This is a genomic window from Eubacterium sp. BL-380-WT-2B (genome assembly GCF_009696115.1).
In the GTDB taxonomy this organism is placed as follows: domain Bacteria; phylum Bacillota; class Clostridia; order Eubacteriales; family Eubacteriaceae; genus Eubacterium; species Eubacterium callanderi.
In genome coordinates, this window is sequence record NZ_VUMP01000002.1 from 89,981 (window position 1) to 104,572 (window position 14,592).

At 41.6% G+C, this 14,592-nt stretch carries 14 protein-coding genes; 13 read left to right on the forward strand and 1 reads right to left on the reverse strand.

Features of this window, described 5'->3' with window-relative positions:
• Positions 1-76 precede the first annotated feature (76 nt).
• The 11 genes from FYJ53_RS03370 to FYJ53_RS03420 all read left to right on the forward strand — a co-directional run bounded on the left by FYJ53_RS03370 (position 77) and on the right by FYJ53_RS03420 (position 12,941).
• Positions 77-898: a hypothetical protein gene (locus tag FYJ53_RS03370; protein WP_013382039.1), complete on the forward strand. Its 822-nt coding sequence runs from the start codon at positions 77-79 to the stop codon at positions 896-898.
• A 101-nt stretch (positions 899-999) separates the two neighbouring features.
• Positions 1,000-1,629, forward strand: a complete 630-nt coding sequence (locus tag FYJ53_RS03375) for a stage II sporulation protein M (protein ID WP_154556987.1) — start codon at positions 1,000-1,002, stop codon at positions 1,627-1,629.
• Positions 1,630-2,323: 694 nt separating this feature from the next.
• A complete protein-coding gene (locus FYJ53_RS03380; RefSeq protein ID WP_013382036.1) occupies positions 2,324-3,100 on the forward strand; it encodes an enoyl-CoA hydratase-related protein in 777 nt (258 codons plus the stop codon).
• A gap of 9 nt (positions 3,101-3,109) precedes the next feature.
• Positions 3,110-4,666, forward strand: coding sequence for an acyl CoA:acetate/3-ketoacid CoA transferase (locus FYJ53_RS03385; protein ID WP_073382101.1), 1,557 nt, complete (start codon positions 3,110-3,112; stop codon positions 4,664-4,666).
• 42 nt (positions 4,667-4,708) lie between these two features.
• A complete protein-coding gene (locus tag FYJ53_RS03390; RefSeq protein ID WP_013382034.1) occupies positions 4,709-5,848 on the forward strand; it encodes an acyl-CoA dehydrogenase family protein in 1,140 nt (379 codons plus the stop codon).
• Between the two features lie 209 nt (positions 5,849-6,057).
• Positions 6,058-6,480, forward strand: coding sequence for a MarR family winged helix-turn-helix transcriptional regulator (locus FYJ53_RS03395; protein WP_013382032.1), 423 nt, complete (start codon positions 6,058-6,060; stop codon positions 6,478-6,480).
• A gap of 167 nt (positions 6,481-6,647) precedes the next feature.
• Positions 6,648-8,006 carry a sodium-dependent transporter gene (locus tag FYJ53_RS03400; protein WP_013382030.1) on the forward strand — a complete coding sequence of 453 codons (1,359 nt, stop codon included), beginning with the start codon at positions 6,648-6,650 and terminating at the stop codon, positions 8,004-8,006.
• 14 nt (positions 8,007-8,020) lie between these two features.
• Positions 8,021-8,665, forward strand: a complete 645-nt coding sequence (locus FYJ53_RS03405; RefSeq protein ID WP_013382029.1) for a nuclease-related domain-containing protein — start codon at positions 8,021-8,023, stop codon at positions 8,663-8,665.
• A 114-nt stretch (positions 8,666-8,779) separates the two neighbouring features.
• Positions 8,780-9,787, forward strand: coding sequence for an NERD domain-containing protein (locus FYJ53_RS03410; RefSeq protein ID WP_154556989.1), 1,008 nt, complete (start codon positions 8,780-8,782; stop codon positions 9,785-9,787).
• Between the two features lie 176 nt (positions 9,788-9,963).
• Complete coding sequence (locus FYJ53_RS03415; protein WP_154556990.1) at positions 9,964-10,665, forward strand: ABC transporter ATP-binding protein; 702 nt, start codon at positions 9,964-9,966, stop codon at positions 10,663-10,665.
• Positions 10,665-12,941 (forward strand): FtsX-like permease family protein, encoded by a 2,277-nt coding sequence (locus FYJ53_RS03420; RefSeq protein WP_195840229.1) that lies wholly within the window; start codon positions 10,665-10,667, stop codon positions 12,939-12,941. Before FYJ53_RS03415 ends, FYJ53_RS03420 begins: the two co-directional genes overlap by 1 nt.
• A gap of 7 nt (positions 12,942-12,948) precedes the next feature.
• Here FYJ53_RS03420 and FYJ53_RS03425 read toward each other — a convergent pair whose 3' ends face one another.
• Entirely contained in the window at positions 12,949-13,530 is a 582-nt protein-coding gene (locus FYJ53_RS03425) for a TetR/AcrR family transcriptional regulator (RefSeq protein WP_154556992.1), read from the reverse strand.
• Positions 13,531-13,837: 307 nt separating this feature from the next.
• On the opposite strand from FYJ53_RS03425, the gene FYJ53_RS03430 reads away from it, so the two are divergent.
• Complete coding sequence (locus tag FYJ53_RS03430) at positions 13,838-14,155, forward strand: rhodanese-like domain-containing protein (RefSeq protein ID WP_238054361.1); 318 nt, start codon at positions 13,838-13,840, stop codon at positions 14,153-14,155.
• The gene (locus FYJ53_RS03435; RefSeq protein WP_371720295.1) at positions 14,152-14,577 is read left to right on the forward strand and encodes an Rrf2 family transcriptional regulator; all 426 of its coding nucleotides are present in this window, start codon (positions 14,152-14,154) and stop codon (positions 14,575-14,577) included. The genes FYJ53_RS03430 and FYJ53_RS03435 overlap by 4 nt, the downstream gene beginning before the upstream one ends.
• Positions 14,578-14,592 lie beyond the last annotated feature (15 nt).

Consider the following 14,592-nt stretch of genomic DNA (forward strand, 5'->3'; position numbering starts at 1 on the left):
CTTTTGTTTTTTCAGACAGATTAAATCAAGTGTGCTAAAATAGAGAAAAAGTTCTGAAGGAGCGTTTGTATATAGAATGAAAAATCTTTATGAAGAAGAATGGTTCAGCAGACTGTATGCTGTTATTTGCGTATTGATTCTGTTGGTCGGTTTTGGTATACGGAATCTTTTGGTTTTAATGCTTCCGTTTATTTTAGCTGGAGGATATTTCTTTTTTAAATTTAAAAAGGAGGATGAAAACCAATTTTTGTTTCGTATGCTGATCCTTATGGCAGTTTTTCCATTTATTTTGGCGTTCGTGTTTATTCTCTGCGGTGACATGCGAAACGCCTGGTTTAATGCATATCATATCAACCAATGGGTTATGATCTTTACTGGGCTATTAATTTATGCCGGAACATTGACTTTATCGTTCAGTGCATTTTATGTCAACAGAGGATCTGGTGCTGTAAAAAAGAAGGGAAAAGAACCGATCGATGTTGCGAAGCTGTCTTTTATTACGTTGTACCCCAAAAATGGAAAAAAGGTTGAGAGTCTTCCAATGCCAGGAGACTTGGAGCATCATAAACAACTGGTAATTCCAATTAATAAAAAAACAGATTGGGTAAAGATTCCGTGCCATCTTAAAAATGAAAGTGATTTGCCGGTTATCAGCATTGGTCTCGAAGCTTTAAACGAAGAGATAAAGGGAACAAAGAGTATGGATCATGCGTTGCTCATACCGCCGCATAATACTGTTGGAATTGACCTGTACATTCCACTGACTTCAGCGAAGAACGTTGATATTAAATGCAGCTTTAAAAATGTGCTGGGAGAAAAAACAGCGGGCTTTTTACATTTAGATAAGGCAGATGATGTCTATCATGGAATTTATAACTTGAGAATTGTAGAAGCTTAAGTGAAGCACCTCGTTTGGGGTGCTTTTATTGTTTTAAAATCATTGCGCTTTGAAGAAAATGCAAGTATAATGGAGTTAATATAGTCACAAGGAGAAAACTGATGAATTTTGTTAAAGAGCAGTATCTTCAGATAGGGAAATTTTTAAAATCAAAAATCCTTTGGATTTTTATTACTTTAGCACTTGTGTTTGTAGGATTCAGCGTCCTGCTTTATTTTGTGCTGCTGGGGCATCAAGAAGCAGTTGAAGCGCTGTTCAAGGCGTTTACAGAAGCCATTTTAAGTAAAGATATATTGAATGCGGATGGCAGCATAGCATCTGGAAGTCTGTTTTTTAATAATCTCCAGGCCACAACCATATCAATACTGCTGGGCTTTATGCCTTTCTTATTCCTACCGGTATGGGTTGTTCTTATTAACGCGGCTTCATTGTCCGTTGTCTTTGCAATGGTAAAAATGACGGGAGCTGCCTCAGTTGGAAAGATGATTGTGTTTGGAATTTTGCCCCATGGTATTTTTGAGCTGACTGCGTTATTTTTGGGAATTTCTTTGGGGTTCTACATTTGTAAAACACTGTGTCTCGTTGTCTGTAAATCTGATTCAGGTATCCGGTTAAAGGAAGAGCTTATTAATGTGCTGAGAACATATTTGCTGATCATTGTTCCGCTGCTGATTATTGCGGCGCTGATCGAGAGCTACCTTACGCCTCTGTTAATAAATTTTGCCATATAATAAAAGCAGGCCTATTTCGATAATGGACTCTGCTTTAAATTTTCCTCAGATAAAATTTGATTTATATCAGGTTTAATGTTTTAAACAGCACCTGAAAAAGCATTTGAAACACTTATTTTGCCGTATCGTGAGTGATTTTTTTCTGGTCGTTAAAGTATATCTTTTCGTGGAAATTATTATAAAATGAAAATAGTAATTAAAATGTACAAAGGAGTATGTTTTTTTATTTTAGCGATGCTTGAGAGCTATGAGTATATTTTCAGGAAAATGGTAATGTGTGAAGAAAAAAAGATAATTTTAAAAGGGTATTTTATGCATAAAATAAGAACAAGTTTATAAAAAAATGAAATTTGCACTTTTTACATATATCTTTTTTTTCGAATACGGTGTAAAATATAAAATGTATAGGATTTATTCTCTTATAAGTCCCCTCTCTCCACCATCAATGGTCTCCCAATGTATTGATGGTGGTATTTTTTTAAGAATTTTAAAAAAATTTGAAAATATCTTGACAGAAAATGTTATAGGGTGTATATTATAGCCAACGAGTAATTTGCATACAAAGTATTTTTATAAGGAAACGTCGAAAGGCGGTTTTTTATAGCTTATATAATTTGCGTGCTATCTATTTTTATACAAAATATGTACATCCAAGATTTTTACATAAAATAGATTATTTTTAGGGGGTTCTACAATGAACAATTTATTATTTAATGTGGAAAATGAAGTTGGTGTGATTACAATTAATCGTCCAAAAGCGCTCAATGCTCTGAATAGCGAAACCCTTTCAGAATTAAAGCAGCTTGTAAGTGAAATCGAGGAACGTAAAGACATTAAAGTTGTAATCGTAATCGGGTCTGGCGAGAAAGCTTTTGTTGCAGGTGCAGATATTGCAGAAATGGTGAATGGCACTCCGGTGGAAGGTCGGCAGATGTGCCTGCTGGCCCATGAAACGTTTGCTAAGCTTGAAAATATTCCGCAGGTGACCATCGCAGCGGTTAACGGCTACGCTTTAGGGGGCGGTTGTGAGTTGTCTATGGCCTGCGATATTCGTATTGCAGCTGATAATGCGAAGTTTGCCCAGCCTGAGGTAAATCTTGGAATCCTTCCTGGCTTTGGAGGCACTCAACGTTTACCGAGACTTGTAGGAAAAGGAAGAGCGAAAGAACTGATTTTTACAACCGATCAAATTGATGCACAGGAGGCATACCGGATTGGTTTAGCCAATAAAGTTGTTCCAAAAGATGAATTAATGAGCACCTGCTTGAAAATGGCAGAAAAAATCATCAGTAAAGCGAGCTATGCCGTAGCACTGGCAAAATCTGCTATCAATACCGGTATGGATGTTGACTTGGCTTCAGGTTGCAGATTTGAATCAGATCTTTTTGGTCTGGCGTTTTCTACAAATGACAAAAAAGAGGGTATGAGTGCGTTTCTGGAAAAAAGAAAAGCAGCTTTAAAGGACTTTTAGGGTGATGAGATGAAACATATACCTGTTTTAACACCCAAGCAAGCAGCAGATCTGGTTCAAAATAATCAAATTATTGTTACTGGAGGCTTTGTTGGGAGCTGCTGTCCTGAAACGCTGACAAAAGCATTGGAAAAACGCTTTCTGGAAACGGGGGAACCTAAGAACCTTACATTGATTTACGCAGCAGCTCAGGGAAACCGGGATGGCAGCGGGGCTGACCACTTTGCCCATGAGGGCATGGTAAAGCGTGTTATCGGCGGTCATTGGAATATGGTTCCTCAGCTTGGAACCATGGTAATTGATAATAAAATTGAAGGCTACAATCTGCCACAGGGAACCATTTCTCAGCTTTTCAGAGATATTGCGGGGAACCGTGTCGGAACAATTACACATGTTGGTTTAAACACCTTTGTTGACCCCAGAAATCAGGGAGGGAAACTAAATGAGATCACCAAAGATGACATTGTCGAGTTGATTGACATCAATGGGCAGGAAAAATTGCTTTACAAAGCTTTTCCAGTCCACGTTGCTTTTTTAAGGGGAAGCTATGCTGACGAATACGGCAATGTTACAGTCGAAAACGAGGTCGCTTCTCTTGAGGCAACCTCCATCGCTCAGGCAGCTAAAAACAGCGGTGGAAAAGTCGTGGTACAGGTCGAAAAAATTGTAAAGGGCGGTACCCTTGATCCCAGATTGGTGAAAATTCCCCGGATTTATGTTGACGCAGTCGTTGTCGCAGAAGAAGGAGACCATCAGCAGTGTTTTGGACATCCTTTTGATGCTTCATTGACCGGTGCAACACAGTCACCGCTTGGTGATACAAAAGCAGACTGTATGTGTACCAAAAAGATTATTGGAAGGCGGGCCGCCCTTGAGCTTATGGAGGACAGTGTCGTCAATCTTGGAATTGGTATACCCGAGTATATTTCTCGTGTCGCAAATGAAGAAGGAATTGGCGATTATATGACGTTGACTGTTGAGGCTGGTCCGATTGGCGGTGTTCCACAAGGGGGATCACAGTTTGGCGCAGCGCTCAATCCAGAGTGCATTCTGGATCAGGCTTATCAGTTTGATTTTTATGATGGTGGTGGAGTCGACCTGGCATTTCTTGGACTGGCTCAGGCAGATGAAAAAGGAAATATTAACGTTTCCAAATTTGGACCAAGAATTGCAGGGTGTGGTGGCTTTATCAATATTACACAAAACGCAAAGAAGGTTTACTTCTGTGGTACGTTTACCGCTGGAGGGCTAAAGACTGAGATTAAAGACGGAAAAATTAAAATTATCCAGGAAGGCAAATCTAAAAAATTTATAACAGAGGCAGAACAGATTACCTTTAGTGGAGATTACGCTAACAAAACCGGTCAACCGGTCATGTATATTACTGAACGCGCTGTTTTCGAACTGAGAAAAGACGGTGTATATCTCATTGAAATCGCCCCGGGGATTGATTTGCAAAAAGATGTCCTTGATCAAATGGACTTTGCACCTAAAATGGACGGAGAGCCGGCGCTCATGGACTGGCGGATTTTCCGGGACGAGTTAATGGGAATAAAAGGTAATTAAAAAGTTTTTAAATATTAAAAGATATAAAAAGGAGTTTTTTAAATGGATTTTCAGTTAGATGATAAAAGGTTGGCATTGCAGAAGGCTGTACGTGAATTTGCGGAAAAAGAATTATTGCCAGGTGTCCGGGAAAGAGACGAGACAAGTACTTTTCCGGTTGACGCTTATAAAAAAATGGGTGAAATGGGGCTGATTGGCCTTCCTTATCCAAAAGAATACGGCGGACAGGGTGGAGATTACCTTGATTATGCCATTGCCGTTGAAGAAATTGCCAAGGTTGACGGATCTGTTGCTATTTCTTACTCAGTATCAACCTCCCTCTACGGTGGAAGTGTGTCAAACGCTGCTTCGGAAGAACAGAAACGAGAATTTTTACCACCGGTATTATCTGGTCAGAGCTTTGGCGCTTTTGGTCTGACAGAACCTAACGCTGGCTCAGACGCAGGCGGATGTATTACTACAGCTACCAGAGAAGGAGACCACTATATTTTAAATGGTGCTAAGTGTTTTAATACAAACGGGCCTTTAGCAGATTATTTTGCAGTTTACGCTTTAACTCAGCCAGAAAAGAAAGCAAAAGGTTTATCTTGTTTTTTAGTCAAAAAAGGGACTCCAGGATTTTCGATCGGAAAAATTGAAGATAAAATGGGGATTCGTGCAGCCCAGGTATCTGAGCTTATCTTTGATAACTGTAAAATCCCGGCAGAAAATCTGATGGGTGAAGAAGGACAGGGCTTTAAGGTAGCTATGAAAACCCTTGACGGCGGCCGTATTGGCGTTGCAGCACAGGGGCTGGGGCTTGCCGAAGGCGCATTCGAGATTGCCCGAAAGTATTTAATGCAGCGTGAGCAGTTTGGAAAACCATTGTATAAGAACCAGTACCTTGCATTTAAAATGGTCGAACTGGAATGTCAGATTGAGCAGGCGCGATTAATGCTCTACAAAGCAGCGTTGGATAAATCTGAGGGAAGACCTTATACTTTATCAGCTGCAAAAGCAAAACTTCTTTGTACCGATGCTGCGATGCATGTTACAACAGAAGCTGTACAGATGCTTGGTGGTAATGGGTATATGAAAGACTATCATGTCGAACGTATGATGCGGGACGCTAAGATTACTCAGATTTATGAAGGAACCAATGAAATCCAGAAATTGGTTATCAGCGGACAATTGTTCAGATAATAATTCTTATGACACCTCTCTTATAAACTGCTATACGCTTGATGTAAGAATCCTTTATTGCCGATTTTTACATAGAACCCTAAAACTCCTGATGGTTTTAACGGTCAGGAGTTTTTGTGCGAATTCAATTGACAAAAAACAGAGGATAAAATATAATTGTTTAGAATGTAAATATTTCTGTAACAAAAGAATTAGAATAGAGGATTTTTATGGAATTACAAGATTGTATAAATTTTTTATTGACGACAGCCCAGCATAATGTTTTTCAGTACTTAAGCCAAAGGCTGGCGCCTTATGACATTACGCCTTCACAGTATGGCGTGCTGAACTGCTTATGGGGCAGGGAGCATAATACACCCAAGCAGATCGCGGACACCTTATGTCTTGAAACTTCTACGATTTCAGGGGTTCTGGACAGGATGCAGAAAAAAGGACTGATTGACCGTATTGTCAATGTAGAGGATCGCAGAGAAGTCCAGGTGATTGCGACAGAAAAGGGGAATCTTCTGGAAGAACCTGTTTTGAAAATTATTGAAGAGGTCAATATTGAGGCACTAAAGGATTTAGACAGCACACAGCAGGAGCAGCTTAAAGCCTATTTGCGGATTATTGCGAATGGAGATTTTAAATAAAGGTTGATTGTGGATGAAAGCACACAGAGCGATGTCCCTGTGTGCTTTTTTGCTGTACATTAAAGTGGTTTTCGTATATAATAAAAAATTGGTGCGTTCAAAGGCAATAAAACAGCCTTTGAAAATTGAGGCACGTAAATTTAAAAGTGAGGAGCGTTTTTGATTTAGTGGAGAATCGAAAGAGAAGTCAGTTTTCAGGAAAGCTCGGTTTTGTACTGGCTGCTGCGGGTTCAGCAGTTGGGCTTGGCAATATATGGCGCTTTCCATATTACGCTGCAAAGTATGGCGGCGGAGCATTTATTTTAGTTTATATTATTTTAGCATTGACCTTTGGTTATACTTTGATGACAACAGAGATTGCGATTGGGCGAAAAACCCGTCTGAGCCCCATTGGCGCCTATAAAAAATTAAACTCTAAGTCGGCCTTTATTGGTGTTTTTGCAGTTGTGGTTGCTGCGATTATTACGCCGTATTACAGCGTGATTGGCGGATGGGTTATTAAGTATCTGGCTGTTTTTGCGACTGGCGGGATGACAGAGGCCGCAACCGATACTTTCTTTTCAAATTATATCAGTACAAGTGCAGAGCCTATTATCTGGATGGGGCTTTTTATTTTAATCGGAGCCGTTATCCTGTTTGGTGGTGTTAAGGGAGGAATTGAGAGAGCCAGCAAGATACTGATGCCTGTTCTGGTTCTTCTGACGATTTTTCTGGCCGGTTATTCATTTACACTGCCAGGAGCTCTCGATGGCTTTAAATACCTTTTAATCCCTGATTTTTCGAGATTTTCAATTATGGGTGTTGTAGCCGCCATGGGACAGATGTTTTACTCAATGTCTCTGGGGATGGCAATTATGGTTACCTATGGATCATATATGAAAAAGGATGAAAACATTGAGAAGTGTGTCGGTCAAATTGAGATTTTTGACACGGGTATTGCAATACTGGCAGCAATGATGATCGTTCCAGCTGTCTTTGCATTTTCGGGTGGAGATCCAAGTGCGCTGAACGCAGGTCCTGGCCTTATGTTTATCACTTTACCTAAAGTATTTGCTTCCATGCCAATGGGCGGCGCCATCGGTGCGATTTTCTTTGCTTTAGTGCTTTTTGCTGCGCTCACCTCAGTTATTTCCTTAATGGAGGCAATTATCAGCGCTGTATGTGACCAGTTTAAGCTGCCGAGAAAGAATGCTGTTTTTATGGTGGCGCTGCTTTGTTTTGTTGTGGGTATGGCTCCAAGTCTTGGTTTTGGCCTGTGGGACAGTGTTCAGATATTTGGTCTGCAGATCCTTGACTTTATGGACTTTGCATCCAATTATATTCTGATGCCTTTAGGCTCTTGCCTGACATGTGTTTTGGTTGGATGGATTATTAAACCAGATTTTGTTCTGAGTGAGCTTAAATCTTCAGGCGAGTTTAAAAGAGAGAAGCTTTATATTTTTATGCTCAAATACATTGCGCCGGTCTTTACTATTGCCATTATGATCGCCTATATACTGGATACTTTTAAAATAATAAAGCTTTAAAAGATGGAGAAAAGATGCTGTGGCTAATTTTTCTGGTACTGCTTTTTGCTGCGGTGATAAGCTTTAATCAATATATTAAAAATAGAAAGAAATATAAAGCGGGCGAAATGGGCGAAACAGAAATTTACCAGATGCTCAATCAAGCAGCGCCCAGAAGCAGTGTGATTCTACGAAATCTCTATCTGCCTACAGCCAGGGGAACCACAGAGATTGATCTTCTTCTGCTTAGTCGAAAGGGAATATTTGTCTTTGAAATTAAAAATTACCGCGGCAATATCTATGGGGACGAACGGTATAATGAGTGGCTCAAGGTTTTGCGCAATGGGAAAAAGGTTCCTTTCTATAATCCTGTATGGCAAAATGAAGGGCATATCCGGGCATTATTGCGTTTACTTCCAGAAATTAATCCACGGGTTGTTTATTCACGTATTGTGTTCTGTGGCAGCAGTGAAATAAAAAGAGTAAAGATCAAAAATCGCAGGGTTCAGGTTTTAAAGGATACAGATTTAAAAAGGAAACTGAAATGGAAGCTCCGTTTCAGCTTTAATAAGTTTTCTGGAAAAGAGCTGGCACTCTTTGAAAGGCGGCTCCAGGAATTTACCAATATGAACGGCAAGGTAAAGCGAAAACATAAAAAACAGGTTAAGAGTTTAAAATGACAGTACCTAGATTGATAAACTCAAGAACCTGATGAAACAGGCTGCAAAAAAATCCTGTTGCAGCCTGTTTTTTATATGTGAAAGTATAGTATAATAAAAAAAGAGGGGGGATAAATGATGCTAAAGATATTGTTGGGATTTTTTTACCTGCTGGTGCTGGTTGTTTTTGCGTTTGTGATGATAAAGTTTATAAGCCGGCGCATGAAAAGTACGTTTAAGCCGCGTAAATCAGAGGTCAGCTATGCTGTCGAAATCAACCCTAAAATAGCAGCCCCTCAGCTTCTGAACCAAATACTTTTAATGCTTCCAGGTGAGAATAATGAGGTTCTGTCACGCATGTCAATCCTTGCGGAGGATGGAAATCAGGCGGAGCTTGACGTTTTGCTGATCTGCCCAACGGGATTATATTTATTTAATTCTATAAATGAGTCCGGTTATGTTACGGGCGGCGAAGGGGACAGGCAGTGGTATATTTTGAAGGAAGATGGCAATAGAAAGGCGTTTGAAAATCCTCTTAAAGAAAACAAATATACTGTGCGGGCTCTGCTCACACGCTACCCGGAAATTAAGGAAGCATGGGTTCATGACTATGTTGTTTTCAGCAACCGCTGCGGGATAAGCGATTTGCGTCTGGAAACAACAGACACAGTGCTGAACAGGAAGATGCTCTTTGAGAGGCTGCGCAGCCAGATAGCAGAGCAGTCTGTTGTTTTAACACCAGATCGGATTCAGTATCTTTATAATCGGCTGAAGCTCTATACCAGCGGAGAAAGCATAGCCCCGGTATCTGTCCAGAGGAAAACAGCGCAATCCTTTTATCTACCCGAGACAGAGATCCACGAGATTAAGGCCCCGGACCTTACGAAGTTTTCAAGGGAAGACCAATGCCTTAAAAATAAGCTGACAGCTTTCGCGAAAGAGCAAAGTCAGAGAGAGCGGATTGCCGCAGCGGAGGTTTTGGACAGGCGAAGCATTGAAAATCTGGTTAATATGAAGCCTAAAAACCGGATTGAACTGGAAACAGTTCAGGGAATGGATGAAAAACGGTGCGAAAGCTATGGAGATTTCATTATACATATTATAGCGCAGCACTATTATGAAACGATCAGCAAGTGCCAATGAAAAAGACAGTCTTTTCAGGCTGTCTTTTTTGTGGCGTCAAAAATGAACACTTGTTAACTAATGATTTTATATGCGCTGTCAGCATTTACACCAACTGTTTTTTCGCCTATAATCAAACCACCATTATCCTATCAATTACCGTGCGCACGATTGACGATAAAAACTGGAGGTAAAAGATGGGCTTTATTGAATTGGAAAAAATTACAAAAGAATACTTTATGGGTGATCAAAAAATTCTGGCGGTTAATCAAGCCAGCTTTTCGATTGAAAAAGGAGAAATGGTTGTTATCCTTGGGCCCAGCGGTGCAGGGAAAAGCACAATCCTGAATTTGTTAGGGGGAATGGATACCGCGACCAGCGGTCATCTCTTTGTTGATGGGCAGGACATTACAGCGTTTAAGGAGAGCCGGCTGACGGATTATAGAGCCTCTGAGATTGGGTTTGTGTTTCAGTTTTATAATTTAATACCAGCGTTAACGGTTTATGAAAATATTGCATTGATCAAAGAAGCCACATCAAAGGCGCTGAAGCCGGAGCCGGTTTTAAAATCGGTTGGTCTGTGGGAGCGCCGGCACTTGTTTCCCACCCAGATTTCTGGAGGAGAACAGCAGAGGACAGCCATTGCGCGTGCTCTGTGCAAAGATCCTAAGCTTTTATTGTGTGATGAGCCTACCGGAGCCCTGGATTCGGAAACGGGGGTGGTGATTTTATCGCTGCTCCAAAACATGAGCCGGGAAAAAGGGCACACTGTTGTCATTGTAACGCACAATGCGTCGCTTGCCGAGATGGCCGATAAGGTGATCCGGATTAAAAATGGCGGTATCGCAGACATTACACGTAACACTGCGCCAAAAGATGTCAGCGAGGTGAGATGGTAATGCTGTTACGAAAAATGCTGCGCGATTTAAAAAATAACGCGGCTCAGTTTTTAGCCATATTTTTAATGATTTTTTTAGGCGTATTTATTTTTTCAGGAATGACGAGTATTGGACAGGGGATGAAGCAGTCAAGTCAGGATTATTATGATGAAACACACCTTGCAGACGCTATTGTTTACAGCCGTTTTTTTACAGACCAGGATTACGAGCAGTTAAAAAGCAGTTCTGGCATTGAGACCGTAACGAAAAGACTGCAGCTGGATACAACCTATGAGTCAGACAGCGCGGTGACTTTACAGCTCAATGTTATTAACAGCGATGCCTTGTCCGGGTGCCATCTGGTGGAGGGGGAAGCCTTTGACAGTCATATGGATGGTGTTTGGCTGGACAGCGAGTTTGCAGAGGCACACCAGATAAAGACAGGCGACACGATTAATATGACCTGTCAAAACAATGTACTCACCAAAGTGGTAAAAGGCCTTGTGATGCAGCCTGAATATTTATATGCAGTCAAAAATAACAATGAAATTATCCCGGATCATGAGAGGTATGGCTATGCATTTATGCCGGAAGACGCCTGGAGCCTTGGTCCGGTATCTTACACACAGGCGCTGTTAAAAACAGAGGGCCTCTCTAAAAATGATCTGGAGAGCAGGATAACAGAAGCCCTCCCAGGCAGGACAACAATGCTTGTCATGCAGGAGGATATTCCGAGTGTTGCGATGTTCCGAAATGAGATTGATCAGTTGAGAGCCGTGGGATCGGTTTATCCAGTGGTTTTTCTGATAATTGCCATACTCACGACTCTGACGACCATGACCCGGATAACAGCGGACCAGAGAGTCCAGATTGGAACCTTGAAAGCGTTGGGAATACGAAACAGAAAAATTAGGCTGCATTATCTGTCGTTTGGATTTTTGGTGGGAGGCGCCGGCAGTATTCTTGGTGTTTTGACGGGTCCGATTTTTCTGCCGCCTCTGGTTTTTGGATTCCAGAAATCAATGTATACAATGCCATGGTGGAACAGCGCGGTGACACCAACAGTTTATGCTATGGCCTTTTTATGCTTTTTGATCTGCTGCTGCAGCTGCTATGGGGCAAGTCGCAGACAGCTAAAGGGAGCAGCAGCGGAGACCCTTCGGCCAAAAGCCCCAAAGACCAGCCGGCATACAGCGATAGAGAAGAGTCGTTTTTGGAAACGTCTGGGATTTTACAGCCAGTGGAATATCCGGGACGTCCTGAGAAATAAGCTGCGCTCACTGATCACTGTGTTTGGTATTGTGGGCTGTATGATGCTTATTTTGTGCGGCCTGGAAATGCGCGATACGGTCAGTAACCTCGCGGATACCATGTACGGAACACTTCAGACCTATGAGACCAAAGTAAGCTTATCTGAGAAGTGTAACGACGAGCAAATGAAGCAGCTTGAAAAAGAAAAAAACCATCAGTTTTTAGAGGAAGCCATAGTGGAGATTGAAAAAGAAAGCGGCAAGGGGGCTCTCGCTTTATCTGTTTTTGATGAAGGCGCTTATTTTACTTTTCAGGACGAGAAGGGAAACATGCTTTCTCTGCCGGAAGACGGCGCAGCTATTACGCGTAAGACAGCAGAAAGCGAAGGACTTTCCATTGGTGATGTGATCGAATGGCGCAGCTATGGCAGCTCGGGCTGGCATACAGCGCGGATAGAGGAAATCATACAGACCCCTTTAGAGCAGGGCGTGTACATGAGACGCAAGGCTTTTGAAAAAAGCGGTGAGAGCTTTGAGCCGACATCTTTTGTAACCGATCAGGAGGCTGGAAAATTTTCAGGAGAAGCCTATGAGACGGTTCAATCCAGAGAGGATTTGATTGCAGCGCTCAACAGCATGCTCGAAATGATGAACGCCATTATTTTTATTATGATTGGCGCAGCGATTATTTTGGGGCTTGTGGTCCTTTATAATCTTGGGGCGCTTTCATTCCAGGAAAAAATGCGGGAGATGGCAACCTTAAAGGTTTTGGGGTTTCATCATAAACGGCTGACAAAGCTGCTGAGCAGACAGACGGTTTGGCTTTCTGTTGTGGGGATCGCCGCCGGAATTCCATGTGGCTATGGGCTGGTTGCGTACATGCTGCTTTTCATGGGCGATACCCTGGACATGCAGCCTAAAATAGAACTGTGGTCCTATCTGTTCAGCAGTATCGGGATTTTCGCAATTTCGCTTTTTGTGGACTGGCTTGTATCCAGAAAGCTGAAGCGGATTGATATGGTCAGCGCTTTGAAATCTGTTGAATAGGAATCGATCAGGAATTTGTAAGGTCTGGAAGACCAAAGGCAAGAGTAACGATATAATCGTAAAGATCCTGCTTGCGTTCTTCCAGGCTTTTATTGCTTTTGGCAATTGAAAGGAAAGCGGCAATGGTTCCCGTAAGCATTGCAGCGCTGAGATTACTATCATAGGGAATCCCAAGATGCTCGGCGAGATGCTGGGAAAAAAGCCTGAGCAGGCAGTCGCGCTGGACGGTATATTTTGTTCCTTCACAGCCCTCCAATAAAATAACAATTCCCTTGCTCATCAGCAAATCTAAAGGGAAAACCTCTGGAAGAATATCGCCGATAATCGCAAGATAATTATCCTTAGTAAGGGCACCCACAGAAAATTCCCGGTGCTTTTCGATCATGGCGTTGATTTTTTCTGGTATATCGCCGATCACCGCGTCGAGAAGGGCTTCTTTATTTTCAAAATAATTATAAATATTACCCAGAGTGGTGTTGGCTTTTCTTGCAATGGTTCGCATTGAAGCATCTCGATAGCTCCGTTTGTAAAATTCGTTTTCTGCTGCTAAAAGAATTTCCTGACGTATTTCCTCTTTTTTGGTTTGCATAGGTACTCCGTTATCAATTTGAAATCCATATACCAGTACGTGTTGGGTGTTACCTTTAAGTATTAGTATAGCATATGTATTTATGGATAATAACGTATTTTTTAAAAAAAGAGCTTGACAAAACAAAGTGTAACTTTTATAATTACAATCAAGAAGTGTAACAAACGTGATTACAAAAGGAGGGTTTATGTGGAAAAAGGGTATAATTATATTAATGCTGCTGGTATTGGCAGCGACAGCATATACAGGCTGCACAGCAAAGCCAACTAAGGGCAGCAGTCAATCTAAACAAGAAGGAGATAAAAATATGGTGAAAGCAGAATATCATAAGATTTCTCAGGATGAAGCGAAAAAGAGAATGGATGAGCATGAAAATATTTTGATTGTCGATGTGAGACAGAAAAATGAATACAATGAAGGGCATATAAAAGACGCAGTTCTAGTCCCGTTAGACACCATTGGCGGTGAAAAGCCCGAGGCGCTTCCGGATTCAGACCAGGAAATTCTGGTGTACTGCCGAAGCGGCAAACGCAGTGAGCAGGCCTCGAGAAAGCTGGTAGCCTTAGGTTATACTAATATTTATGATTTTGGCGGAATTAACACCTGGCCCTACGAAACGGAGTGATTGAATTGACTGGTGAATTTAGTATTGCGGTTCACGCACTGGTTTTTCTGAATCATCATCAGAGTGACATTTTATCCAGTGAGGCACTTGCCGAAAATGTATGTACTAATCCTGCAAGAATCCGTAAAGTGATGGCAAAGCTTAAAAAGGCAGGGTTGGTTAAAACAAAGAGCGGCAGCGAAGGCGGTTATTATTTTGACCTGGACCCCTTTTCGGTGAATCTGCGTTTGATCTGTGAGGCGATCGGCGGCAGGGTAGTATCAACCTCTTGGCGCTCCGGGGACTCGGAAATGGATTGTCTGATTGCTTCCGGAATGGCAGATATAATGGATGAAATCTTTATGTCCCTTGATGCAGCTGGAAAAAAAGAGCTCGAAAAAACAACGGTTGGCGACATAGACCTTAAAATTTTCGGTTCGTAAAAAATAACAGGAGAG

Bases quoted from the DNA above. Each gene is read 5' to 3' on its own strand.
- FYJ53_RS03370 (WP_013382039.1), top strand. From the start codon at position 77: ATGAAAAATCTTTATGAAGAAGAATGGTTCAGCAGACTGTATGCTGTT.
- FYJ53_RS03375 (WP_154556987.1), top strand. From the start codon at position 1,000: ATGAATTTTGTTAAAGAGCAGTATCTTCAGATAGGGAAATTTTTAAAA.
- FYJ53_RS03380 (WP_013382036.1), top strand. From the start codon at position 2,324: ATGAACAATTTATTATTTAATGTGGAAAATGAAGTTGGTGTGATTACA.
- FYJ53_RS03385 (WP_073382101.1), top strand. From the start codon at position 3,110: ATGAAACATATACCTGTTTTAACACCCAAGCAAGCAGCAGATCTGGTT.
- FYJ53_RS03390 (WP_013382034.1), top strand. From the start codon at position 4,709: ATGGATTTTCAGTTAGATGATAAAAGGTTGGCATTGCAGAAGGCTGTA.
- FYJ53_RS03395 (WP_013382032.1), top strand. From the start codon at position 6,058: ATGGAATTACAAGATTGTATAAATTTTTTATTGACGACAGCCCAGCAT.
- FYJ53_RS03405 (WP_013382029.1), top strand. From the start codon at position 8,021: ATGCTGTGGCTAATTTTTCTGGTACTGCTTTTTGCTGCGGTGATAAGC.
- FYJ53_RS03410 (WP_154556989.1), top strand. From the start codon at position 8,780: ATGATGCTAAAGATATTGTTGGGATTTTTTTACCTGCTGGTGCTGGTT.
- FYJ53_RS03415 (WP_154556990.1), top strand. From the start codon at position 9,964: ATGGGCTTTATTGAATTGGAAAAAATTACAAAAGAATACTTTATGGGT.
- FYJ53_RS03420 (WP_195840229.1), top strand. From the start codon at position 10,665: ATGCTGTTACGAAAAATGCTGCGCGATTTAAAAAATAACGCGGCTCAG.
- FYJ53_RS03425 (WP_154556992.1), bottom strand. From the start codon at position 13,530: ATGCAAACCAAAAAAGAGGAAATACGTCAGGAAATTCTTTTAGCAGCA.
- FYJ53_RS03430 (WP_238054361.1), top strand. From the start codon at position 13,838: ATGGTGAAAGCAGAATATCATAAGATTTCTCAGGATGAAGCGAAAAAG.